The organism is Arthrobacter arabinosi, from assembly GCF_054511115.1.
Genome location: NZ_JBTNDF010000002.1, coordinates 369262 through 392372 on the forward strand (window position 1 = coordinate 369262; position 23111 = coordinate 392372).

At 70.8% G+C, this 23111-nt stretch carries 19 protein-coding genes and 1 tRNA gene; 3 read left to right on the forward strand and 17 right to left on the reverse strand.

Going from position 1 to position 23111, the window contains the following annotated elements; translation table 11 throughout:
* The first annotated feature begins 11 nt into the window (after nucleotides 1–11).
* The 3 genes from ACX80P_RS05860 to ACX80P_RS05870 all read left to right on the forward strand — a co-directional run bounded on the left by ACX80P_RS05860 (nucleotide 12) and on the right by ACX80P_RS05870 (nucleotide 2597).
* Nucleotides 12–1016 (forward strand): ABC transporter ATP-binding protein, encoded by a 1005-nt coding sequence (locus ACX80P_RS05860; RefSeq protein WP_459277509.1) that lies wholly within the window; start codon nucleotides 12–14, stop codon nucleotides 1014–1016.
* Complete coding sequence (locus tag ACX80P_RS05865) at nucleotides 1016–1756, forward strand: ABC transporter ATP-binding protein (RefSeq protein WP_459277121.1); 741 nt, start codon at nucleotides 1016–1018, stop codon at nucleotides 1754–1756. Before ACX80P_RS05860 ends, ACX80P_RS05865 begins: the two co-directional genes overlap by 1 nt.
* A 130-nt stretch (nucleotides 1757–1886) precedes the next feature.
* Complete coding sequence (locus tag ACX80P_RS05870; protein WP_459277122.1) at nucleotides 1887–2597, forward strand: hypothetical protein; 711 nt, start codon at nucleotides 1887–1889, stop codon at nucleotides 2595–2597.
* 128 nt (nucleotides 2598–2725) lie between these two features.
* Here the strand turns inward: ACX80P_RS05870 and ACX80P_RS05875 are convergent, their stop codons facing one another.
* The 17 genes from ACX80P_RS05875 to ACX80P_RS05955 form a co-directional block, all read right to left on the reverse strand.
* Nucleotides 2726–4129: an ABC transporter substrate-binding protein gene (locus ACX80P_RS05875; RefSeq protein WP_459277123.1), complete on the reverse strand. Its 1404-nt coding sequence runs from the start codon at nucleotides 4127–4129 to the stop codon at nucleotides 2726–2728.
* A gap of 225 nt (nucleotides 4130–4354) precedes the next feature.
* A tRNA-Leu gene (locus tag ACX80P_RS05880) sits at nucleotides 4355–4427 on the reverse strand.
* 118 nt (nucleotides 4428–4545) lie between these two features.
* Nucleotides 4546–5985 (reverse strand): NAD(P)/FAD-dependent oxidoreductase, encoded by a 1440-nt coding sequence (locus ACX80P_RS05885; protein WP_459277124.1) that lies wholly within the window; start codon nucleotides 5983–5985, stop codon nucleotides 4546–4548.
* Between the two features lie 39 nt (nucleotides 5986–6024).
* Complete coding sequence (locus ACX80P_RS05890; protein WP_459277125.1) at nucleotides 6025–7437, reverse strand: S8 family serine peptidase; 1413 nt, start codon at nucleotides 7435–7437, stop codon at nucleotides 6025–6027.
* Nucleotides 7438–7441: 4 nt separating this feature from the next.
* On the reverse strand, nucleotides 7442–9097 hold the full coding sequence (locus ACX80P_RS05895) for a DUF501 domain-containing protein (RefSeq protein WP_459277126.1): 1656 nt from the start codon (nucleotides 9095–9097) through the stop codon (nucleotides 7442–7444).
* Between the two features lie 80 nt (nucleotides 9098–9177).
* Entirely contained in the window at nucleotides 9178–9771 is a 594-nt protein-coding gene (locus ACX80P_RS05900; RefSeq protein WP_459277127.1) for an FtsB family cell division protein, read from the reverse strand.
* A 349-nt stretch (nucleotides 9772–10120) separates the two neighbouring features.
* The gene (gene eno, locus ACX80P_RS05905; RefSeq protein WP_459277128.1) at nucleotides 10121–11401 is read right to left on the reverse strand and encodes a phosphopyruvate hydratase; all 1281 of its coding nucleotides are present in this window, start codon (nucleotides 11399–11401) and stop codon (nucleotides 10121–10123) included.
* A gap of 153 nt (nucleotides 11402–11554) precedes the next feature.
* The gene (locus ACX80P_RS05910) at nucleotides 11555–12292 is read right to left on the reverse strand and encodes a MazG nucleotide pyrophosphohydrolase domain-containing protein (protein ID WP_459277129.1); all 738 of its coding nucleotides are present in this window, start codon (nucleotides 12290–12292) and stop codon (nucleotides 11555–11557) included.
* 8 nt (nucleotides 12293–12300) lie between these two features.
* A complete protein-coding gene (locus ACX80P_RS05915) occupies nucleotides 12301–13446 on the reverse strand; it encodes an adenosine deaminase (RefSeq protein WP_459277130.1) in 1146 nt (381 codons plus the stop codon).
* An 18-nt stretch (nucleotides 13447–13464) separates the two neighbouring features.
* A complete protein-coding gene (locus ACX80P_RS05920) occupies nucleotides 13465–14166 on the reverse strand; it encodes a DedA family protein (RefSeq protein WP_459277131.1) in 702 nt (233 codons plus the stop codon).
* Nucleotides 14167–14337: 171 nt separating this feature from the next.
* Nucleotides 14338–15624, reverse strand: coding sequence for a thymidine phosphorylase (locus ACX80P_RS05925; RefSeq protein ID WP_459277132.1), 1287 nt, complete (start codon nucleotides 15622–15624; stop codon nucleotides 14338–14340).
* A 50-nt stretch (nucleotides 15625–15674) separates the two neighbouring features.
* Nucleotides 15675–16082 carry a cytidine deaminase gene (locus ACX80P_RS05930; protein WP_459277133.1) on the reverse strand — a complete coding sequence of 136 codons (408 nt, stop codon included), beginning with the start codon at nucleotides 16080–16082 and terminating at the stop codon, nucleotides 15675–15677.
* 8 nt (nucleotides 16083–16090) lie between these two features.
* Nucleotides 16091–17386, reverse strand: coding sequence for an ABC transporter permease (locus tag ACX80P_RS05935; RefSeq protein ID WP_459277134.1), 1296 nt, complete (start codon nucleotides 17384–17386; stop codon nucleotides 16091–16093).
* On the reverse strand, nucleotides 17383–18645 hold the full coding sequence (locus ACX80P_RS05940; RefSeq protein ID WP_459277510.1) for an ABC transporter permease: 1263 nt from the start codon (nucleotides 18643–18645) through the stop codon (nucleotides 17383–17385). The genes ACX80P_RS05935 and ACX80P_RS05940 overlap by 4 nt, the downstream gene beginning before the upstream one ends.
* A gap of 131 nt (nucleotides 18646–18776) precedes the next feature.
* Nucleotides 18777–20321, reverse strand: a complete 1545-nt coding sequence (locus ACX80P_RS05945; protein ID WP_459277136.1) for an ABC transporter ATP-binding protein — start codon at nucleotides 20319–20321, stop codon at nucleotides 18777–18779.
* 163 nt (nucleotides 20322–20484) lie between these two features.
* Nucleotides 20485–21597, reverse strand: coding sequence for a BMP family lipoprotein (locus ACX80P_RS05950; RefSeq protein ID WP_459277137.1), 1113 nt, complete (start codon nucleotides 21595–21597; stop codon nucleotides 20485–20487).
* Between the two features lie 250 nt (nucleotides 21598–21847).
* The gene (locus ACX80P_RS05955) at nucleotides 21848–23053 is read right to left on the reverse strand and encodes an amidohydrolase (protein WP_459277138.1); all 1206 of its coding nucleotides are present in this window, start codon (nucleotides 23051–23053) and stop codon (nucleotides 21848–21850) included.
* Nucleotides 23054–23111 lie beyond the last annotated feature (58 nt).

The window sequence follows — 23111 nt, forward strand, 5'->3', positions numbered from 1 at the left end:
GCCAGGACTACATGACGGACTCCGGGCCCATCGCGTCCGGCGAGACCGCGCCGGGGTGCAGCAAGCGCGACCCCATCGTGATCGCCCGGAAGGTGACCCGCAGCTTCGGCGGCATCAACGCCGTGGACGTCGAGCACCTCGAGATCCCGCGGCACAAGATCACCGCCCTGATCGGACCGAACGGTGCCGGCAAGACCACGCTGTTCAACCTGCTCACCGGATTCGACACACCGAACAGCGGTGACTGGGAGTTCGACGGCAAACCGCTCGCGAAGGTCGCCTCGCACAAAGTGGCGCGCATGGGCATGGTGCGCACGTTCCAGCTCACCAAGGTCATGGGCAAGCTGACCGTCATGGAGAACATGCGCCTCGGTGCCGCGGACCAGCCCGGGGAGAGCCTCGCGCGGGCCCTGTTCAAGGGCATCTGGGGTGGCCGGGAACGTGAGATCACCCAGCAGGCCGAGGTGCTGCTGGCGAAGTTCAAGCTGGACGCCAAGCGCGACGACTATGCGGCGTCCCTCTCGGGCGGGCAGCGCAAGCTCCTCGAGATGGCGAGAGCGCTCATGGTCCGGCCCCGGCTCGTGATGCTCGACGAGCCGATGGCGGGCGTCAACCCGGCGCTGACGCAGTCGCTGCTCGAACACATCAAGAACCTGAAGGCGGAGGGCATGACCGTCCTGTTCGTCGAACACGACATGCAGATGGTCCGTCACATCGCCGACTGGGTCGTGGTCATGGCGGAGGGCAAGGTCGTCGCGGAGGGCCCGCCGGCCGTCGTCATGAAGGACCAGGCCGTGATCGACGCCTACCTCGGCGCCCACCACGACGTGGACCTCGGCGATTCCGAAGGCATCGAGCGGCTCGAGGCGGAGCTCGCCCACGACGAGGAGTCGGTGATCGGCACCGAGAACGAGGGCATCCTCGGGCACGGTGTCGTGGAACTCGGAGGCGAGCCGCATGGAGCACACCCGGCACCCCTGACGCACCCGACCCCCAAGGACGAGGAGACGAAGTAATGGCTGAATTCGAGGGCGACTCCGTCGTCAAGGTCACGGATCTCGTCGCGGGATACCTTCCCGGCGTGAACATCCTCAACGGGTGCAGCATCGAGGCCCGCCGCGGCGAGCTCATCGGCATCATCGGCCCCAACGGGGCCGGCAAGTCGACGCTGCTGAAGGCGATGTTCGGGCTCGTGAAGGTGCATTCCGGCACCGTCATCGTGCGCGGCCAGGACCTCACGGGACTGAAGGCGAACAAGCTCGTGAGCCTCGGCGTGGGCTTCGTGCCGCAGAACAACAACGTCTTCTCCACCCTGACCATCGAGGAGAACCTCCAGATGGGCATGTTCCAGCGTCCGAAGGACTTCAGGGAGCGCTTCGACTTCGTCGCGAACCTCTTCCCGGAACTCGCGAAGCGGCGCGCCCAGCGGGCCGGGTCGCTCTCCGGCGGTGAGCGGCAGATGGTCGCGATGGGCCGGGCCCTGATGATGGATCCGGCGGTGCTGCTGCTCGACGAGCCCTCGGCCGGCCTCTCACCCGTGAAGCAGGACGAGACGTTCCTCCGTGTGCACGAGATCAACAGGGCCGGGGTCTCGGTGATCATGGTGGAGCAGAATGCGCGCCGCTGCCTGCAGATCTGCGACCGCGCCTATGTGCTGGACCAGGGCAAGGACGCCTACACGGGCACCGGCCGCGAGCTGATGAAGGACCCGAAGGTCATCCAGCTCTACCTGGGCACCCTCGCCGACACGGCCTGAGGTCCGCACCTCAAGGAGGCGTGAAGCGCAAGCGATGGGCGGAGCCGGAACCGGTTCCGCCCATCGCCGTCTCCGGCCCACTACCTTGGCAGGAGGACGCCGGACGGCATCCGCCCGGGAAGGACGACTCATGGCGGCACGGATCAGCAGCGCGATCGGGAAGGGCTTCGAAGGCGTGTTCCGGGGCATCAAGCGGGTGCGGCGGCACCGCCCCATCCACACGCGCGGGCTGCGGCTCGAGGGGACGGTCGTGGTGCACGGTCCCGGCGAGCCCAGTGGCATCGCGTGGGTCGACCAGCCCGGCGAGTCTCCCGCGACCGCCCGCGTCTCCCGCTCCGCAGGGACCCCGGACGGACTGCCCGACGTCATGGGGCTCGCAGTACGTCTCCATCACCCCGATGAGGGATCGGCGCCCTCCACGTTCTCGGATGTCCTGCTGTCCACGACGGGGTGGTCCGTCCCCGGCCGCTTCGTCCTCGTACCGAGGCTCGGGGTGTCACGCGCACCGTTCAGCACGATGATGCCCTACCGGGGCGATGACGGCCCGGTCCTGCTCGGCGCACGGACCGTCGGCCCCGCCGGGCTCCCCGCCTCACTCCCCCGGTTCGAGCGGGCCCTCGGGTCCTCCTCGTGGCAGCTCGGCCTGTTCGTCGCGACCCCGCTCGGCCCCTGGCAGCGGTTCGGCACCCTCACGCTCGTCCTGGCCCCGGAGGCCGGGGACACCGACCTCCGCTTCGACGCCGTCCTCCACCCCCTCGCAGGGGCCTCGACCTACGAGTGGGCCCGCAGGCTCCGCGAGCCCTCCTACGCCCTGTCGCGGCGCGAACCGGGCGACGGCTGACCCACGGGTCCGGAAAGGGTATACGCGGCACCCGGGGACAGCACGAGGCCCCGGTCGCACCTTCGTCAGAAGGGCGGCCGGGGCCTCGTCGGTCGTGTCACCCACCATGGTGACACCCGGGACAATCCCTAGAGCTTGCCGACCTCGGAACGGCTCGGCTGGGGCTTGTTGTCGGCGTCGTACTTGTAGATACCGATGGCGGCCTCGGTGGGATCGCCGTTCTCGTCGAAGGTGACAGGACCGGAGATGCCGTCGTAGTCGATGTCCTCGCCCTCGCGCAGGAGCGTGACGCAGCCTGCGAAGTCGAAGCACTTGGTACCGTCCTTCGACACTGCTGCGAGCTGCTCGGCGATGGCCTTGCCCTCGACGCTTCCCGCGGCCTCGGAGGCGAGCGAGATGAGGGTGACGGCGTCGTAGCTCTCACCGGAGTAGGCGAAGCTGTTCAGGGCCGGGTCGATCTCGAGCAGCGCCTCCTGGAATCCGGTCCCGGTGAAGGGGCCGGGGATGGTGCCCTGGGCTCCTTCGAGGGTGCCCGGGTCGAGGTCCTTGCTGTAGTCGGTGGTGTTGCCGTCGACCATGAAGATCGAGCTGGCATCGATGCCCTTGGCGACCAGCAGCGGGACGATGCTCTTGGCCTCGTCGAAGCTGATCAGGACGATCGCATCCGGCTTCGCGGCTGCGATGGCGTCCACCTGGCTGGAGAACTGCGAGTCACCGGTGTTGAACATCTCGTTGCCGACGACCTGGCCGCCCGCCCCTTCGACGACCTCCTGGATGGTGCTCTGCAGGCCGGTGCCGTACGCGTCGTTCAGGGTGAGCATGCCGACGGTCTGCGCGCCGCACTCCATGATGTAGTTGCCGAGCGTGCGTCCCTGGAGGATGTCCGAGGGAGCGGTGCGGAAGTACAGGCCGCCGTCGTCCCACGTGGTGAACTCGGCTGCGGTGTTGGCGGGCGAGAACTGCACGACGCCGGCGCCCGTGATCTGGTTGATGACGGTCTTCGAGACACCCGAGGACGCGGCACCGATGATGGCGCTGACGTCCTGCGAGAGGAGGTCGGACACGGACTGCGTCGCGATGTCGGTGGTGGTGTCGCCGGAATCCCGGTGCGTGATCGAGATGTCCTGGCCCAGCACGCCGCCGGCCTCGTTGACCTCCTTGACGGCGAGGTCGACGCCCGCGATCTCGGGCGGGCCGAGGAATGCGAGCGTCCCGGTGGTGGGCAGGATGGATCCGAGCTTCAGGGGCTGGGGGCTCGTGGTCTTGCTGGCGGGGACGGCCGAGGGATCACCCTTCTCGCCCTGCTCCTCCCCTGCTCCGCCCTCGCTCTCGGGACACGCGAGCGCGGATCCGGCCGCGGCTGCCGTGGTCTCCGTGCCGCCGCTGTCGCCGCCGCCCTCGGAACCCGTGCTCCCGCCGCCACCGCAGCCGGAGGCGAAGAGCGCGACGCCCAGGCTCAGGGCAGCGACCTTTGCCGCGCGCGGCGCATGCTCCCCGATGCCGAAACGCGCTGCGTTGCGTGTAGCAGTCATGAATTAGTCTCCTCGACCGAAAGGCGTGTGCTGCCTTTGATACGTGTTGCCAGGTGTTCCTGGCCTGTAGGAAAAACTAATCGAATTTCGTGGCCGACATAAGGAAATCGGGTTACATCCTTGTAACGCTCGTCACAGCGTGCTCATCCGCCTCTTGACAGCGGGCACTGGTCAGCATCCTGCGTATCCGGTGCGGGCGCCTGCGGGGAGGAGCCGAGGAGAGGGTGCCCCAGCAGGGACTCGAACCCTGACTGAACAGATTTTAAGTCTGCTGCCTCTGCCATTGGGCTACTGGGGCCGGCCGGAGCCTTCAGCGTACCGCGGGGACCGGGCGCGCCCGGCCCGGCCCGGAAAGGCAGAACGACGGCGACCCGGTGCGGGTCGCCGTCGTTCCTCCTGCTGGTGCTGATCGATGCTCAGGCGGAGGACTTCGCGGACGCCGCCTGGCCTGCCGGCGTGGGCGGCTGGCTCGGCAGTGCGGTGTCCTTCTTCGCCGGCGGGGTGGCCGCCTCGCGGAACTGGCGCTGCGGGGTCTGCAGGTCCGAGAGCGGAGCGAGGTCGCGGCCGAACAGGAAGCTCATGCTCCAGTTGACGATGACGCGCGCCTTGCGCTCGTACATCGGCATGGCGAAGCCGTGGTACCCGCGGTGCGCGAGCCAGGCCGGGAAGCCCTTCATGCCGAAGCCCATGATGTTCGCGACACCCTTGAACTGGCCGAAGCCCGCCACCGCGCCGAGGTTGGTGTGCCGGTACTCGGCGACCTCGCCGACGCCGTAGTTCGCGGCGAGGATGTTGGCGGCGAGCAGCTTGGCCTGGCGCACGGCGTGCTGGGCGTTGGGGACGCAGAAGCCTCCCACGCCCCCACCCGTGAGGTCGGGGACGGCTGCGACGTCGCCGGCGGTCCACGCGTGCTGGATGGGACCGTCGTCGCCGGTGATGCGGAGTTCGGGGCTGGCACGGACGCGGCCACGCTCGTCGACCGGGAAGTCGGTGGAACGGACCACGGGGTTCGCCTGGACGCCGGCGGTCCAGATGAGCGTGTCCGTCTGGAACTCGTCGGCCGGGGTCTTGTCCGGCATGTTGATGAGCTTGAGCGTGCCGTCGACGGCGCTGGAGAGCGAGGTGTTCAACAGGACCTCGATCTGGCGGGAACGGAGGTGCTCGACGACCCATTCGGCCTGCTCGGCCGTGACCTCGGGCATGATGCGCCCCATGGCCTCGACGAGGACGAAGCGCAGGTCGTCGCGGGTGAGGCGTGCGTTGGCCTTCACGGCGTCGCGGGCTGCGTCCTCCATCTCGGTGATGGTCTCGATGCCGGCGAACCCGCCGCCGACGACGGTGAAGGTGAGTGCGCGGTCCCGCTCGGGGCCCTCGGGGAGGACGGACCCGGTCTCGATGCGCTCGAGCATGCGGTCGCGCAGGGCGACGGCCTCCTCGATGGTCTTGAGGCCGATGCCCTGGTCCTTGAGACCGTCGATCGGGAAGGTGCGCGTGATGGACCCCGCGGCGACGACGACGTCCGTGTAGCCGAGGTCGAAGGACTCGCCGCCGCCGGTGGGGGCGATCGTCGCCGTGCGGGCCGCGTGGTCGATCGACGTGACCTTGCCGGAGATGAGCTCCGTCTTCTTCAGGTGCTTGCGATGGGACACGATCGCGTGACGCGGCTCGATGCTCCCGGCGGCGACCTCGGGGAGGAACGGCTGGTAGGTCATGTAGGGAAGGGGATCCACCAGCGTCACGATGCCGCCGTGGTCCTTGACCTTCTTCTGCAGCCGGTGCGCGACGTACAGGCCGACGTAGCCGCCGCCGACGACGAGGATGCGCGGGCGATCAGAGAAATGTGGGTTCGATGCCATTCCTCGATGCTACCGGACTTTGTGAAAATCTTCACTAGCTCAGGGGGTGCCCTGGGCCCTCACCCGCTCCTCGCCGTCGTCGTCCATGGGACGTCCTCCGCCGGTCTCCTGGCGCCGCCGGACCCGAGCGGCATGCAGGGCTGCCCCCACGAGCACGGCGAGCATCAGACCCGCGAACCCGAGCACCACCACGGCCGGGATGTTGTGGACCGAGACGAGCGGATCCTCCGCCTGCGGGGCCGGCGGGGCGGGGATGACCTCCTGCGCCGGCCGGCTGGGCGGGGCGGGGGCGGGAGTCGGGGTCTCGCCTCCCCGCCGGTACAGCTGGATCCATTCGGCCATGCTCCCGAGACGGTTCTCCTCCGGCACCGCGATGTCGCTGCCCACGGCGGCGGCCACGTCCAGGACCCCGTAGCCGTAGAGGGTGTCGAAGCCCGGGGCCCCGGCGTCCCTCGCCGTGCCGACGATCCGGTTGACCACCTGAGCGGCCGAGAGCTCCGGGTGGCGCGACCGGATCAGGGCTGCCACGCCGGAGACCAGCGGCGCGGCGCCGGACGTCCCGGACCACTCGGCGTAGAACCCGCCCGGCAGTCCTCCCACGAGGTTCTCGGAGGGCGCGGCGACCGCGATGCTGATGCCTTCGCTGGAGGCTTCGGCGCTGGCGACGCCGGACCGGTCGAGGCCGGCCACGGCGAGGACGCCCGGTATGGTGGCGGGCGCACCGACCTGCGTGAGCCCGCCGGCCCGGTTGCCCGCGGCGGCGACGATGACGACGTCATTCTGCTCGGCGTAGAGGAAGGCGTCGTCCCAGCTCTCGGGCCAGGCGGTGCTGGTGCTGCCGAGGGACATGTTGATGACCCCCGCCCCGTGGTCGACGGCCCAGCGCACGGCCCGGGGCACCTGCTCGTCGACGGAGATCCCGGCCGGGTTGGGGCCGCTGGACGGTCCCTCGATCCAGAGGGACACCGCGAGCAGATCGGCCTTCGGCGCCACGCCCACGATCCCGTCCGGGCCCTCCCCGTACTGGGAGAACGGCCCCGACGCCGCGGGGGGTGCCGGGGCGGTGCCCGCCCCGGGGGTCCCGGGGGCCGGCGCGGTAGCGTCGGTGTGGCCGCGGCCCGCCACGAGCGTGCTGACGAGCGTCCCGTGGCTGGGGACCTCGCCGATGCCGAGCAGCCCGCCCGGGTCTCCGGCGCCCGAGGCGTCCGTTCCGCCCACCACCGCGCCGGCGAGATCGGGGTGGGTCGCGTCCACGCCGCTGTCGATCACGGCCACCGTGACGCCCTCGCCCTGCGTGCTCTTCCATGCCTCGGCGATGCCGTAGTCCTCGAGCCAGTACTCCTTGGGGCGCACGGCGTCGGCGGCGGCGGGCAGGGCGGCCTGCAGCAGCACGGTGAGGGCGACGACGGCGGCTGTTCCCGTCCGGACGGCTGCGCGGGCTGGCGTGGACATCAGCTCACGTGCCCCGCCGGGCGAGGCTCAGCGCGATCCCGTCGAGGATGTCGTGCTCGCTGGTGAGGGCGGTGGTGACCCGCCCGCCGGTCAGGGCCGCCACGCGCCCGAGGATCGTCCGCCAGATCAGGGCACCGGCACCGATGACGTCCACGCGGCCGGGATGCATGTAGGGCAGCGCCGCCCGGGCCTCACGCGGCAGGTGCAGGAGGTCCGACGCCGCCGCCGAGATCGCGGCGATGGACAGCTCGGTGCCGTGGATGCGTTCGGGCAGGTACTCGGGGAGGTCGAGGGCGTGCGCCGTCACCGTGGTCACGGTGCCTGCCACGCCGACGATCTTCGTGATGCGCTCCAGCGGCACGTCCTCCCCCGCCTCGTCGATGAGGAGCCGGACGGCGGCCTCCATCGCCGTGATCTGTGCCTCGGAGGGCGGGTCGTCGCGGAGGAAGCGCTCCGTGTACCGCACGCAGCCCATGTCCGTGCTGCGTGCGGCGATCAGGCCGTCGGTGGTGCCGGCCACGAACTCGGTGCTGCCCCCGCCGAGGTCGACCACGAGCACGGTCTCGTGCTCGTCCGTGGCGAGCACGCTGACGGCGCCGTCGAAGGAGAGCCGCGCCTCCTCGTCCCCGGAGATCACCTCGGGCTCGACGCCGAGGCGCGCGCGGATGCCGTCCACGAAGTCCTGCCGGTTCTCGGCGTCGCGGGTTGCCGACGTCGCCACGAACCGCACCGGCGGGTTCCCGTGCTGGGCGATGAGCGCCGCGTACTCCTCCGCGGCGGCGAAGGTGCGCTCGAGGGCCGCCTCGGACAGGCGGCCGGTCGCGTCGACGCCCTCGCCGAGGCGCACGACGCGCATGAGGCGGACGACGTCGGTCAGCACTCCGTCCCCGATGTCGGCGATCAGGAGGCGGATCGAGTTCGTGCCGCAATCGATGGCAGCGGTGCGCATGGCGTCTCCTCGCGGGGGTGCGGTCGTGGACGGGTCGGCCGTGCCGCGCCGGCGTGCCGCCCGTTTCGCGTCGAGCTGCTCCGGGCTGAGGCCCTGGGTCCTGGTGTGGCGGCTGAGGTCTGCGTCGGGCGCCTGGCCCGTCGCGTCCCACGCCCCCGCGCAGTAGCAGCGGTCCGGCGTCCACCACGCAGCGATACCGCGGATCGCCTCGTCGCCGAGGGGGTTGACTCCGGGACCGGCCGCGAGGGCGTGGCCCACGAGCACGTGCAGGCACTTCACGCGCGTCGGCATCCCACCGGCGGACACGCCGTCGATCTCCGGGACCGGGCCGGTGCCGGCACGCTCCCCGACGGCGTCGCGAGCGGCCAGGTAGGCGAGGTGCGCCTGCCGGTAGCGGTCGGCGAGGTCGGCGTCGGCCGTGAGCCGGTCGCTCATGCCGGTCATCACGCCGTCGGCCTCGAGGCGGGAGACGGCCGCCGTGATGACGGGGTGGGTGAGGTAGTAGGTGGTGGGGAACGGGATGCCGTTGGACAGGCGCGGCGCGGTGGTGGCGACGAGGGGGTTCCCGCAGACGCACCGGGCGCCGATCTCGACGACGTCCCGCACGGGACGCCCGAGCTGGCGGCTGAGGACGTCGAGGTCGTGGCCGCTCGGGAGGCGGTCCTCCGCCCGGCGGTCCCCGAGGGCGTCGTGCTGGTCGTGCTCGGTCACGCTGTTCCTTCCTTGGTACGCCCTGCGGGCGTACCGGGCGGGGTGTCGCCCCGGGCGGGGCCCGCCGCTCGTTTCGTCGCTCAGTCCGTCGCGGCGCGCGCGACCGAGCTCCAGAGGGAGTCGACCCAGGGCAGGTCGGCGGGCTCGGCGGTCGAGCCCTCCCCCGTGCCATCCTCGATGCCGCCGCCGCCCTTGACGAGGTAGCGGGTCTCCCCCGGCATCACGAGGAAGATCCGCTCGCGGGCCTGCTGCTTCACGAACGCGGGATCGTCCCAGCGCGCGAGTTCCGACGTGTAGTCGTCCTGTTGCTGCTGCTGCAGGGCGATGTCCGCCCGCAGGGCGTCGAGCTCGTTCTGCTGCTGCAGGTAGCGGCTCACGGACGGGGCGAGCAGCACGATCACGGCGACGAGCACGACGGCGAGGGCCAGCAGGCGCCCCGAGAAGGCCTTCGCCGGGATGGGCGTCGCTTCCTCGGCCGGTTCGATGACCGACTCCGCCCGCCGGGACCCGAGCCGGCCACGGCGGATGTTGCCGGCCAGCTGGGACCGTTCGGCCGCCCTGGCCGCGGACGCCGACGGGACGGACGCGTCGTCCGGCCGCGGGGACCGGGCCGCCGCCGCGCGGGTCGGACCCGTGCCCGGGCGCGGGACGCCGGCCCTGCCGGGGACCGGCACGGACCGCGGGTCCTTCGTCGCCGAGGGACCCGCGGCGCGGGGGGTCGACGGCTTGCGCGGCGACGATCCGGCGGAACGGGGGGCGGCCGGCGCGTGGCCGGCCCCCCGGGATACCGCACCCGGCTGGACCGGAGTCCCGGCGGCCCGGGAACCGGCAGGGGTGTGGCCCTGGACCGTACCGGGACCCGGCCGCTCCTCAGCCGAAGGCGTCGGGCGGCCGGCTCGCGGCACGTTAGGGCGGCGGGCGGTCATGGAACTCCTCGTCAAATGCGTTCGCGCGTGGTCGCGGGGGTTCGTCGCGGAACCCGTCTAACGAGGGTAACCGCCCGCTCGATCAACTGCGGATCACCTAGGCCGTGAAACGCGGGAAGGCGCTGCGGCCGGCGTAGCGTGCGGCGTCGTCGAGCTCCTCCTCGATGCGGAGCAGCTGGTTGTACTTGGCGACGCGCTCGCTCCGGGCGGGTGCACCGGTCTTGATCTGGCCGGCGTTGGTGGCCACGCAGATGTCCGCGATCGTGGTGTCCTCGGTCTCGCCGGAGCGGTGCGAGGTGATCGTCGTGTAGCCGGCGCGCTGCGCCATCGAGATGGCGTCGAGTGTCTCGGTCAGGGTGCCGATCTGGTTGACCTTGACCAGCAGCGAGTTCGCCGTCCGGGTGGAGATGCCCTTCGCGAGGCGCGTCGGGTTGGTGACGAAGAGGTCGTCACCGACGATCTGCACCTTGTCGCCGATCGAGTCGGTGAGGTGCTTCCAGCCCTCCCAGTCGTCCTCGTCGAGGGGGTCCTCGATGGAGACGAGCGGGTAGTCGCGGACGAGCTCCTCGAAGTAGGCGCTCATCTCCTGCGTGCTGAGGGACTTGCCCTCGAACCGGTACGTGCCGTCCTCGTAGAACTCGGAGGCGGCGACGTCGAGCGCGAACGCGATGTCCGTGCCGGGGGTGTAGCCGGCACGCTCGATCGCGGTGGTGATGAGGTCCAGCGCGTCGCGGTTGGAGGGCAGGTTCGGGGCGAAGCCGCCCTCGTCGCCGAGGCCGGTGGCCAGGCCCTTCTCCTTCAGCACGGACTTGAGCTCGTGGTACACCTCGACGCCCCAGCGGAGGCCCTCGGAGTAGGACTGTGCGCCGAGCGGGACGATCATGAACTCCTGGATGTCGACGTCGGAGTCCGCGTGGGAGCCGCCGTTGAGGATGTTCATGAGGGGGACGGGCAGCACGTGCGCGTTCGGGCCGCCGAGGTAGCGGTAGAGCGGCAGGGCCGAGGACTCGGCGGCGGCGCGGGCGATGGCGAGGGAGACGCCGAGCATCGCGTTGGCGCCCAGGTTGGACTTGTTCTCGGTGCCGTCCAGGTCGATCATCGCCTGGTCGATCGCACGCTGGTCGGCGGCGTCGAACCCGAGGAGGGCCGGCTGGATCTGCTCGATCACGGCCTCGACGGCCTGCAGGACGCCCTTCCCGAGGTAGCGGTCCTTCTCGCCGTCGCGGCGCTCGTTCGCTTCGAACGCACCGGTGGACGCACCGGAGGGGACGGCTGCACGCCCGAACGTGTCGTCGTCGAGCAGTACCTCGACCTCGACCGTCGGGTTGCCGCGGGAATCGAGGATTTCCCTCGCGTGGATGGCATCGATGATGGCCATGGATTTGCTCCTCTTCGTTGGAGTACAGGAATTCACATCGTGTTGGGACGTCTTTGTCGGAAGCAACGGAGGTGTTGCTCCCAGCCTAGTTCACGCGCGTCCCGCCCGTGCCGTGGGTCACGCGGTTGTGACGCGCTGCCGGGCCGCCCCGGCTCAGGCTCCGTCGGGGGCGTCCCGCTGGTAGTCGAGGACGGCGCGGCGCAGCGCACGCTCCGGGTCGACTCCGGTGGCGAGCGAACGACGGACCAGGGCGAGCAGGTCGCGTCCGAGCTCCGCCTCGGCTGCGGCGGCTTCGGGGCCGGCTTCGGGGGCGGCTTCCCCGGCCCGCCGGAGGGTCTTCGCGGCGAAGGCCAGGGCGGGGAGGTGGTGCGGGATGCCGTCGAACGGTGAGGTGCGGTCGGGCCGCTCCTGCGCCTTCACAACCTGCCACGCCGCGACGATCCCGTCCAGCGACGTCGGTGTCCCGCCCTGTGCCCCGGTGGACGCCCCGGTCCGGAGGCTCCCGTCCTCCCCGAAGACGTGGGGGTTCCGGCGCACCAGTTTGGCGGTGAGCCCGTCGGCCACCTCGGCGAACCCGAAGGATCCCGCCTCGGCCCGCAGCTGTGCGTGGAGGACCACCTGGAACAGGACGTCGCCGAGCTCCCCCCGCAGTTCGTCGAGGAGTGCCGGAGCAGGGGCCCCGGTGCGGGAGACGTCGTCGACCGCCTCGTAGAGCTCGTACGTCTCCTCCACGAGGTACTCGAGCAGCGCCGCGTGGTCCAGGGCCGCGGTCCACGGGCAGTGGCGGCGCAGCAGGGCCACCACCTCGACGAGGCGCTCGACCGCCGCACCCGGGGGCCTCCCGGGCACGGCGTCGCGTGCTCCTGCCGCGTGGGTCGCGTCACCGCTCACGGACGCGGTCAGGCGGAGGCCTGCCGGGCGGCGTCGTCGAAGCTCTGGGCGATGTGCTCGGTCAGGGCCTCACGGTCCTCGAGGGGCAGGAACGCGGCGTCGACGGCGTTCAGGGTCAGTTCGAGGAGGTCGCCGAGGTCGTAGCCGAAGGTCTCGACGAGCAGCTCGAACTCCCCGGTCAGCGTCACGCCGCTCATGAGGCGGTTGTCGGTGTTGACGGTGACCTTGAAGCCCAGCTGGTAGAGCAGGTCGAAGGGGTGCGCGTCGATCGTGTTCCCGAAGCCGGCGACGGCCCCGGTCTGCAGGTTCGAGGACGGGCACAGCTCGAGCGGGATCCCCCGGTCGCGCACCCACGACGCGAGCCGGCCGAGGTTGGCGATCCCGACCTCCTCGCCGTCGGCTGCCTGCTCGTCCGCCGATTCCTCGATCTCGATGTCCTCGGCGATGCGCACGCCGTGGCCGAGGCGCAGGGCCCGCCCGGCGACCAGCGCGTCGCGGATGCTGTCCGGGCCCGCGGCCTCGCCCGCATGGACGGTCACGGGGAACTGCTCGGAGGCGAGGAACGTGAACGCATCGGCGAAGCGGGACGCCGGGAAGCCGTTCTCGGCACCGGCGATGTCGAAGCCGACGGCCCCGCGGTCGCGGTGGCGGAGTGCCAGCTCGGCGATCTCCTGGCTGCGGTCGGCGTGGCGCATCGCGGTGATGAGCTGGCCCACCTGGATGACGCGGCCGGCGGCGATCGCCGCGGCGGCGCCCGCCTCGAGACCCTCCTGCACGGCCTCGACGGCCTCGTCGAGGCTCAGGCCCTGCTGCGTGTGCTGTTCGGGCGCCCAGCGGACCTCGCCGTAGACGACGCCGTCGGACGCGAGGTCCTCGACGAATTCCCGGGCGACCCGGACGAGCCCGTCGCGGGTCTGCATGACGGCGATGGTGTGGTCGAACGTCTCGAGGTAGCGCTCGAGGGAGCCCGAGTCGGCGGATTCGCGGAACCAGGCGCCGAGGGACTCGGCGTCGGACGCCGGCAGCTCATGGCCGACCGCGGCGGCGAGCTCGAGGATCGTGGCCGGCCGCAGCCCGCCGTCGAGGTGGTCGTGGAGGGAGACCTTGGGGAGGGTCAGGATGTCGATGGCGGCGTCGTTCTGGGTCTGGGTCACGCTGGCAAGCCTACGCGATCAGCCTCGGGGCGGGCTCGTCCCGCGCGCCGGTCGGGGCCGGTCCCGGGCGGCTCCGGCGGGCTCCCCGCGCGTGGCGTGCAGGGGGGTCGAGCCCCGGACGAGCGCGATGCCGCGGTCCACCACGAGGCCGATCAGGACGGCGATCCCGACCGCCACCGCGATCCCGAGCAGGTGGTTGTGCTGGAACCAGGTGCCGGCGACGGCGCCGATCCCCACGGAGTAGCCGGCCCACACCACCCCGGACAGGGCGGTGAGGGCCACGAAGCGACGGCGGGAGTAGCCGGTCGCGCCCGCCGTGAGGTTCACGGCGACCCGGCCGATCGGGATGAAGCGCGCCACGAGGATGAGCGACGCGGCGCGCCGGGCGAGCTCGTGGCCCGCCCGGGTGAAGGAGCGCTGCATCCGGGGCCGCCGCATCCACCGGAAGCGCGTGGTGCCGATGGACCGGCCGATGAGGAACGCGATGTTGTCGCCGAGGAATGCGCCGAGCGCTGCGGCCAGGACGAGGAGCCACGGGTCGGGCATGCCCTGGGTGATGACGAGGGATGCCAGGCCGACGACGACGGACTCGCTGGGGAAGGGCGGGAAGAACCCGTCGACGAGGCAGCAGACGAGGACGAGGAGGTACACCCAGGGCTCTCCGGCTGCGGCGAGGACGACACCGCCGATGCCGTCCGGTGCCCTGGTGATCATGTCCATGCCGGGCTCCTCCGCCGTCGTCCCCGCGCCTGGCATCGACGCTACCGGCGCACCCCGGGCCGGGTCGTCGGCCTTCCGGGCGAGACAGGCGACGGCCGGCCTCACCCCGAGGGATGAGACCGGCCGCGCCTGCCCCTGGGGGTCCCCCTGCCGGGGCCCGGGCGGGAGGGACTAGGCGATGCGGTCGATGATGAGCTGCTGCGCGGGCCGCGAGCCCTCGGGTGCGATCACGACGGCGTCGGCCAGCGCCTCGCGCGCACGCTCGAACCTCTCGGGGGTGTCGGTGAGCAGCGTCATCAGCGGCTCGCCCGCGCGCACCGTGGCGCCGGGCTTGGCGTGCATCCGCACGCCGGCGCCCGCCTGCACCCGGTCCTCCTTGCGGGCGCGGCCGGCGCCGAGGCGCCAGGCGGCGACGCCGACCGCCAGCGCGTCCAGCCCCACGAGGACGCCGTCGGCCGGGGCGAGGACGACCTCGGACTCCTTCGCGACCGGCAGGGCTGCGCGCGGGTCGCCGCCCTGCGCCTCGATCATCCTGTTCCACACGTCCATGGCGCGGCCGTCCTTCAGCGCGGCGGCGGGATCGGCGTCGCGCACGCCGGCGCAGGCGAGCATCTCCTCGGCGAGGCGGACGGTGAGCTCGACGACGTCGGACGGGCCGCCGCCGGCGAGGACCTCGACCGACTCCTCGACCTCGATGGCGTTGCCGGCGGTGAGGCCGAGCGGGGTGCTCATGTCGGTCAGGAGCGCCACGGTGTCGACCCCGGCGTCCTTGCCGAGGGCCACCATGGTCTCGGCGAGCTCGCGTGCCTGGCCGACGTCCTTCATGAAGGCTCCGCTGCCCACCTTGACGTCGAGGACGAGCGAGCCGGTGCCCTCCGCGATCTTCTTGCTCATGATCGAGGACGCGATGAGGGGGATCGCCTCGACGGTGCCGGTGACGTCGCGGAGGGCGTACAGCTTCTTGTCCGCGGGGGCGAGGCCCGTGCCGGCCGCGCAGATGACGGCGCCGACGTCGGCGAGCTGGCGAAGCATGTCCTCGTTGCTGAGGTGCGCCTGCCAGCCGGGGATGGACTCGAGCTTGTCCAGGGTCCCGCCGGTGTGGCCGAGGCCGCGGCCCGACAGCTGCGGCACGGCGACGCCGAACACGGCGACCAGGGGTGCCAGCGGCAGGGTGATCTTGTCCCCCACGCCGCCGGTGGAGTGTTTGTCGCTCGTCGGTCGGCCGAGCGAGGAGAAGTCCATGCGCTCGCCCGAGGCGATCATGGCGGCCGTCCAGCGCGAGATCTCGGCACGGTCCATGCCGTTGAGCAGGATCGCCATGTTGAGGGCCGCCATCTGCTCGTCGGCGATGGCGCCGCGCGTGTAGGCGTCGATGGTCCAGGCGATCTGCTCGGGTGAGAGGGTGCCGCGGTCGCGCTTGATGCGGATGATGTCGACGGCGTCGAAGGCTTCGGTCATGGAGGATCCTCGGATCTGTTCGGCGGGGTGGGCGTGGCGGTCGGGGGTGTTCAGGCGAGGTGCTGGGGGCCGAAGGCGTCCGGCAGGACCTCGTCCATGGTGCGGATGCCGCTGACGGTCATGAGCACCATGTCGGGCGCACGGAACTCGTAGAGCAGCTGCCGGCAGCGGCCGCACGGCATGAGCGTGTTGCCGTCGCCGTCGACGCAGCTGAAGGCCCTGATCCGCCCGCCGCCGCTCATGGCGAGCGCGCTGACGAGCGCGCACTCGGCGCACAGCGTCAGCCCGTAGGACGCGTTCTCCACGTTGCAGCCGGAGATGATCCGGCCGTCGTCGAGCAGTGCCGCCGCTCCGACGGGGAACCTGGAGTAGGGGACGTAGGCGCGTGCCATCGCCTCCCGTGCGGTCGCCGCGAGCTCGTCCCAGGGGATCTCTGTCGGGGTGTCGTTCTCGGTCATCGGTGCTCCTAGCCCTTGATGTACGGGATGCCGCTGGCTCCCGGCGCCCGCGAGCGGCCCACGAGGCCGGCGACGGCGAAGACCGTGACCACGTAGGGCAGCATGCGCAGGAACTGGTCCGGGACCGGGGTGCCGAGCAGGCTGAGCACGTTGGACAGGTTCGTGGCGAAGCCGAACAGCAGCGCCGCGAAGAACGCGCCGATCGGGTTCCACCGGCCGAAGATCATGGCCGCCAGGGCGATGTAGCCCGCGCCTGCCGTCATGTCCCGCCCGAAGCCCGAGACGGCGACGAGCGTGAAGAAGGATCCCCCGACGCCCGCGACGACACCGGCGAGCAGCACGTTCGTGAAGCGCATCCGGTTGACGTTCACGCCGAGGGTGTCCGCGGCCTTGGGGTGCTCGCCGACCGCACGGGTCCGCAGGCCCCACCGGGAGTGGTAGAGCGCCACGTAGATGACGGCGACCGCCGCGTACATCAGGTACCCGACGATGGTCTGCTGGAAGAGGATCGGCCCGATCACGGGGAGGTCCGAGAGCAGCGGGATCTCGATGATGGGAAGACGCGGCGGCGAGTTCCACCGCTCCGAATCCTCGCTGAGGACGGCGGAGAACAGGAAGCCGGTGAGCCCGGAGACCAGGACGTTCAGCACGACGCCGACGATCACCTGGTTGACGACGTAGCGGATGCTGAAGACGGCGAGGACGAGCGACACGAGCACGCCGGCGACGGCCGCGGCGAAGAGGCCGACGAACGCGTTGCCGGACAGGGACGCGGCGACGGCCGCGGCGAAGGCGCCGAACAGCAGCTGCCCCTCGATGGCGATGTTCACGACGCCGGAGCGCTCGCACAGGATGCCCGAGAGCGAACCGAAGATCAGCGGGACCGCGAGGGTCACCGATCCGGCGAGGAGCCCGTAGAGGGCGACGTTCGGCGTGCGGGCGCTGCCCACCACCCAGGTCAGGAAGGCGATGAGGAACAGGACGGCGAACACGGCCGGCACCCAGGTGGGCACCTTCCGGTCGGAGCGCGTCCGCAGGAACGCGATGGCCGCGAGGGCGGCCATCGCGAGGGCAGTGATCCACCCGACGACGGACGCCGACACCACGATCGCGGGCAGGACGATCGCGTCGCCGTCCTCCGAGAGGCGGAACGTGACGTCGTTGTCCGGGGCCCCGAGGGCGAACACCAGGAGGGAGAGGACCGCGACCACGGCGAGGATGATCGGGGTCTTCCAGCTGCGCACTCCGGTGTGGCCGGCGTCGTGGGCGCCGCGCGCGGGCGCGTCGGTCATTGCTGTACTCATGCTGCTGCTCCGGTCGAGGCTGGCGTGGGGGTCGTGGAGCCGCCCCTGCCGATGCGGGAGGCACCGGGTGCGGGGAGGCGGAACAGCGCGCGGACGAGCGGCGGCGCTGCGATGAAGAGGACGATGAGCGACTGCACCACGAGGACGATGTCGATGCTGGTGCCGGTCGACGCCTGCATGCTCACGCCGCCGGCGCGGAACGCGCCGAACAGGATGCCGGCCGCGAAGGTGCCCCACGGCGTGGACCGCCCGAGCAGGGCGACGGTGATCGCGTCGAAGCCGAAGCTCGCCGCGACGCCCGACGTCAGCACCTTCTCGGTACCGGACACCTGCGCCACACCCGCGAGTCCCGCGAGGGCTCCGGCGATGGCCATCGCCAGGATGTAGCCCTTGCTGACGTTGATGCCCGCGGTGCGGGCGGCGCTCGAGTTGGCGCCGATGGCGCGCAGCTCGAAGCCGACCGTCGAGCGGTTGAGCAGCCACGCCACGAAGAACGTCGCCAGCACGGCGACGACGAAGCCCCAGTGCAGGCGGAAGCCCGGGCCGAGCAGCGGCGGGTAGAGCGCCGTCGCGTCGAGCTGCGGGCTGATCGGGTTCGTGGACCCCGGCCGCTGGAACGCGGGGGTGCTCAGGAAGTAGAGGACCAGGTTGACGGCGATGTAGTTGAACATGATGGTCAGGATGACCTCGTGGGCGCCGGTGCGGGCCTTGAGGACTCCGACGAGCCCGGCCCAGATCGCGCCGCCGACCATGCCGGCGAGGATCACCAGGAGCAGGTGGATGCCGGCCGGGAGGTGGAGCGTGAAGCCGACCCAGGCCGCGAAGGTCGCGCCGATGAGGATCTGGCCCTGCGCGCCGATGTTGAACAGGCCCGCACGGAACGCGAGCGCCACACCCAGACCCGCGCAGATGAGCGGCGTGGCGACCGTCAGCGTCTGCGTCAGGGGGTAGATCATCCGGGCGAAGGTCTCCCCCTGGAAGTTGAACACCGCGCCCTGGAAGAGGGCGAAGTATGCGCTCGACGCCGCCGTCCAGCCTGCGGCCAGGGTGTCCTGGGGCCGGCTGAAGAAGTACGACGACGCCCGCGCCACGTTCTCGTCGGTGACCGCGATGAGCAGTCCCCCGAGGATGAGGGAGAGCACCACGGACAGGAAGGCGACGAGCGCGTTCCCGGTCATCACGCGCTGCAGGAGCGTCGACTCCGGCGCGGGTCCGCCACCGGGACTCCCTGCGGAGGCCGGGACGGCGGGAGGGGGCATCGCCCCGCCGGCCGTGCCGACCGCGTTCTCGACCCGCACCTCGTCCTGGCGTGCGGTCTCCTTCGCTTCCCGACGGCTGAGGGGCGCGTCGCCGTCGGTCGCCGGGGTGACCGGCCTGTCGTCCTGCGGGCTCACAGGTTTCCTCCTTGAACGTCGTGTGCCTGGGCCAGTGCTTCGTCGCCGGCCATGCCGGCCATCATCAGGCCGAGGACATCGCGGGACACCGTGCCGGGCAGGATGCCCATCAGGCGTCCGCGGTACAGCACCGCGATCCGGTCGGCGAGTTCCAGGACCTCGTCGAGCTCGGTCGAGACGATGATGACGGGGGTGCCGCCGTCGCGTTCGGCGAGGATGCGGCGGTGCAGGAACTCGATGGATCCGACGTCGACGCCGCGGGTGGGCTGGGAGGCGATGAACAGTTCGAGCGGCCGCGAGAACTCCCGGGCCATGACGACCTTCTGCTGGTTCCCGCCGGACAGCGTGCCCGCCGGTGCGGAGGCGGACTGCGTGCGGATGTCGTACTCCGCGATCTTCTCCTCGGCGTTCTTCTCGATCACCGCGGGCGACATGGACATGTGCCGGGCGAAGGGGGCGTCGTCGTAGCGGTTGAGGACGAGGTTCTCGGCGACCGAGAACGTGCCGACGAGCCCGTCCACGCTGCGGTCCTCGGGGACGAACCCGACACCGGCCCGGATGACGTCCTTGACGCTGCGGCCCAGGAGTTCCTTCCCGCCGAGCGTGATCGAGCCCGTGACGTGGTCCTGGAGCCCCATGATGGCTTCGGTGAGTTCGGTCTGCCCGTTGCCCTGGACGCCGGCGACGGCGAGGATCTCCCCCTGCGCCACCTCGAAGCTGAGGCCGTCCACGACGCGCTGGCCGTTGGCCGCCTGGACCGTGAGGTCGGAGACCCTGAAGGTCACCTCGCCGGGGGTCGCGGGCTTCTTGTCGAGCGTGAGGCTGACCGACCGTCCCACCATGAGGGACGCGAGCTCGGTGGTCGATGCACTCGGGTGGGCGGTGCCGACGACCTTGCCGCGGCGGATGACCGTGATGACGTCGGAGACGGCCTTGACCTCGCGGAGCTTGTGCGAGATGAAGACGATCGACGTCCCGTCGGCCTTGAGCTGGCGCATGATGCCGAGCAGCTCGTCCGTCTCCTTGGGCGTCAGCACGGCGGTCGGCTCGTCCAGGATCAGCACCTGGGCGTCGCGCACGAGGGCCTTGATGATCTCGACACGCTGCTGCACACCGACCGGCAGGTCCTCCACCACGGCATCGGGATCGACGTCGAACCCGTACTGGTCGGAGATCTGCCGGATGCGCGTGCGCGTCTTCTGCAGGTCGAGCATGCCGCCCGCCTTCGTGGCCTCGTTGCCGAGGGCCACGTTCTCCGCCACGGTGAAGACCGGCACGAGCATGAAGTGCTGGTGCACCATGCCGATGCCGGCGGCCATGGCGTCCCCGGGACCCTTGAAGGTCACGGGCTTGTCATCGACGAGGATCTCGCCCTCGGTCGGGTCGTACAGTCCGTACAGCACGTTCATGAGCGTCGACTTGCCGGCCCCGTTCTCACCGAGCAGGCTGTGCACCTGTCCCGGTTCCACGACGAGGTCGATGGAGTCGTTGGCGACGAGCGATCCGAAGCGCTTCGTGATGCCGATCAGTTCGAGTTTCACAACTCATCCAACCTGTTCTGTTCTCTTGTCTTGTCTGGGCCGGGGCGGAAGCCACGGAAAGGATACCGGGCGGGGCAACGGGACACCCACCGGCGTCAAACGCAAACCGCCTTCCTCCCGGCGTGAACCCGCGGGAGGAAGGCGGTCCTGATGCGCTGGCGGACTACTTCGGGCTGGCGGCCGAGTCGACCGTGATCTCGCCCGAGACGATCTGGTCCTTCAGGCCGTCGAGCGTCGACTGCAGGTCGGCGGGGACGTTGGCCTCCTGGTCGTGGAACGGCGCCAGTGCGACGCCACCGTTCTCCAGCGTGCCCACGTACGGGGTGTTGTCGAAGGTGCCCTCGACGTCGGTGCTGATGACGTCCTCGACGGCGTCGCCCATGAGCTTCATGACCGAGGTGAGGATGAACTCCTCGCCCTTGCCCGCGGTCTCGTAGCCGTCGGAGTCGACCCAGATCGCCTTGACGTCCTTGCCTCCCGCGTTCGCCTCGATGACAGCGTCGAGCGTGCCGGAGCCGACCGGACCGGCGACGGGCATGATGATGTCGGCGCCTTCGTTGATGAAGTTCTGCGTGTTGGTCTTGCCTGCCGCCTGGTCCTCGAAGTTGCCCACGAAGGTGCCGTTCTGGCTCTCCTTGTCCCAGCCGAGGAGCTGGACGTCGCCGCCGGTCTCCTCGTTGAAGTGCTTCACGCCGTCGGCGAAGCCGTCCATGAAGATGGTCACGGTCGGGATGTTGATGCCGCCGAACGTGGCCACCTTGCCGGTCTCGCTCGTCGCGGCCGCCGCGTAACCGGCCAGGAATGCAGCCTGCGCCGTGTCGTAGATGATCGGCTTGACGTTGGGCAGGTCGATCGAGTTGTCGTCGACGATCGCGAAGTTCGCCTCGGTGTTGGCTTCCGCGGCGGCCTTGGTGGTGTCGGCGAGCAGGAAGCCCACGGTGACGGTGAGGTTGCAGCCGGCCTGGACCATCTGGTCGACGTTGGGGCCGAAGTCGGTCTCGGCCTGCGACTCGGCCTGGTTGATCTTGATGCCGAGGTCGGCCTCGGCCTTCTTCAGGCCCTCGTAGCTGGACTGGTTGAACGAGCGGTCGTCGAATCCGCCGGAATCGGAGACGATGCAGCCGAGGTAGTCGGCATTCGCTTCGGCGGTCGAGCCGCCACCGGACGCGTCTTCGGCGGGCGGTGCCCCGCAACCGGAGAGGACGAGGGCCGATACGCCGAGAACGGCGGCGGACAGGCCGGTGCCACGCGAAATTTTGCGCAGTGAGTTCTTCAAAATGCCTCCAGGAGAGAAATGCGCCACGGGAAGGAACTCCAGCGAGTGTCCATCCCGGGTCACGATTGATCCGAGGCTCTGTTGTCACTGGAGGACCGTGGCGCTGCGACACCGTCGGTGCAGCACGTATGCGACCATCCTATGGGTCGAGTGACGCGCAACACGGCACGGGCGCCTCGGGGCGCGCCGATCGTTCGGATTTCGTTATGCACAGGGCACTGACCAGTGCCCTGGCGAGGCGCCCCCCCTCCTACCGATCGCCCTCCAGGACGGTCTGCAGGGCGGCGGTCACCATGACGCGCACGCCGTACTCGATGGCGCGCTCGTCGGGCCTGTAGTCCCCACGGTGCAGGTCGTAGGTCTCCCCGCCGGGCGTGCGGGTCCCGAGCCGCATCATGGCGCCGGGCACCTTCTGCGTCATCCAGGCGAAGTCCTCGCCTCCCATGGACTGCGGCGTCAGGACGACGGAGGCGGGGCCCAGCGCGGCGCGGGCCGCCGCTTCGAGCAGGCCGGTCTCGGCCTCCTGGTTCACGACGGGAGGCACGCCTCGGATGTGCTCGAGCTTCACGTCCACGCCGAACGGTGCCGCGACCTCGTGGACGGCGCGGTCGAGCATCTCCCCCGCGGACTCCCAGGCCTCGGCGTCGAGGCAGCGCAGCGTCCCCGACATGAAGCCGTGCGCCGGGATCGCGTTGGGCGCGGATCCGGCGTGGATCTGTCCCCACACCACGGAGACCGCACTGCGCACGTCGATCCGCCGCGAGAGGATCACCGGCACGTTCACGGCGATGGACGCCAGAGCGAACACGAGGTCCTCGGTCAGGTGCGGACGCGAGGTGTGGCCGCCCCGGCCGGTGAGTTCGACGCGCAGGGTGTCCGACGCCGAGGTGATGGCGCCGATGCGCGTGCCGACGAGGCCGACGTCGATCCTCGGGTCGCAGTGCAGCGCGAGGATCCGCGGCAGGCCGGTGAGGGCCCCCTGTGCGATCACGTCGAGCGCGCCGCCGGGCATCATCTCCTCGGCGGGCTGGAAGATGATCCGGACCGTGCCGGGCAGGGACTGCTCGCGGTCGAGGTCCGCGAGGACGAGGGCGACGCCGAGCATGACCGTGGCGTGGATGTCGTGGCCGCAGGCATGCGTCACGCCGGTCGACGCCGACGCATAGGGCAGGCCCGTCTCCTCGATGATCGGCAGGGCGTCGATGTCGGCACGCAGGCCGAGACGGAGGGGGCCGCGGCCGACGTCGACGACGACGCCGGTCCCGTCGAGCCGCCGCGGGACGAGCCCGGCCTGCCGCAGCCGCGCGACGATGAGGTCCGTGGTGCGGTGTTCCTTGAAGGAGAGCTCGGGATGGCGGTGGAGGTCACGCCGGATGTCGGTCAGCTCGTCGAGCAGCAGGTCGAGGGAGGCACCGGCCCGTGAGGCAGGAGGACTCTGGGTGCTGAACGTTTCCACGCCCTCAGCCTACCGACCGGCGGCCCGGGGACGGCATTTCGTTGAGCAGGGCCGGTAT

Excerpts from the sequence above, each read along its gene's own strand:
- ACX80P_RS05935 (WP_459277134.1), bottom strand. The coding sequence starts at position 17,386 with ATGAGTACAGCAATGACCGACGCGCCCGCGCGCGGCGCCCACGACGCC.
- ACX80P_RS05860 (WP_459277509.1), top strand. The coding sequence starts at position 12 with ATGACGGACTCCGGGCCCATCGCGTCCGGCGAGACCGCGCCGGGGTGC.
- ACX80P_RS05925 (WP_459277132.1), bottom strand. The coding sequence starts at position 15,624 with ATGACCGAAGCCTTCGACGCCGTCGACATCATCCGCATCAAGCGCGAC.
- eno (WP_459277128.1), bottom strand. The coding sequence starts at position 11,401 with ATGGCCATCATCGATGCCATCCACGCGAGGGAAATCCTCGATTCCCGC.
- ACX80P_RS05920 (WP_459277131.1), bottom strand. The coding sequence starts at position 14,166 with ATGGACATGATCACCAGGGCACCGGACGGCATCGGCGGTGTCGTCCTC.
- ACX80P_RS05890 (WP_459277125.1), bottom strand. The coding sequence starts at position 7,437 with ATGTCCACGCCAGCCCGCGCAGCCGTCCGGACGGGAACAGCCGCCGTC.
- ACX80P_RS05940 (WP_459277510.1), bottom strand. The coding sequence starts at position 18,645 with ATGCCCCCTCCCGCCGTCCCGGCCTCCGCAGGGAGTCCCGGTGGCGGA.
- ACX80P_RS05870 (WP_459277122.1), top strand. The coding sequence starts at position 1,887 with ATGGCGGCACGGATCAGCAGCGCGATCGGGAAGGGCTTCGAAGGCGTG.
- ACX80P_RS05930 (WP_459277133.1), bottom strand. The coding sequence starts at position 16,082 with ATGACCGAGAACGACACCCCGACAGAGATCCCCTGGGACGAGCTCGCG.
- ACX80P_RS05875 (WP_459277123.1), bottom strand. The coding sequence starts at position 4,129 with ATGACTGCTACACGCAACGCAGCGCGTTTCGGCATCGGGGAGCATGCG.
- ACX80P_RS05885 (WP_459277124.1), bottom strand. The coding sequence starts at position 5,985 with ATGGCATCGAACCCACATTTCTCTGATCGCCCGCGCATCCTCGTCGTC.
- ACX80P_RS05865 (WP_459277121.1), top strand. The coding sequence starts at position 1,016 with ATGGCTGAATTCGAGGGCGACTCCGTCGTCAAGGTCACGGATCTCGTC.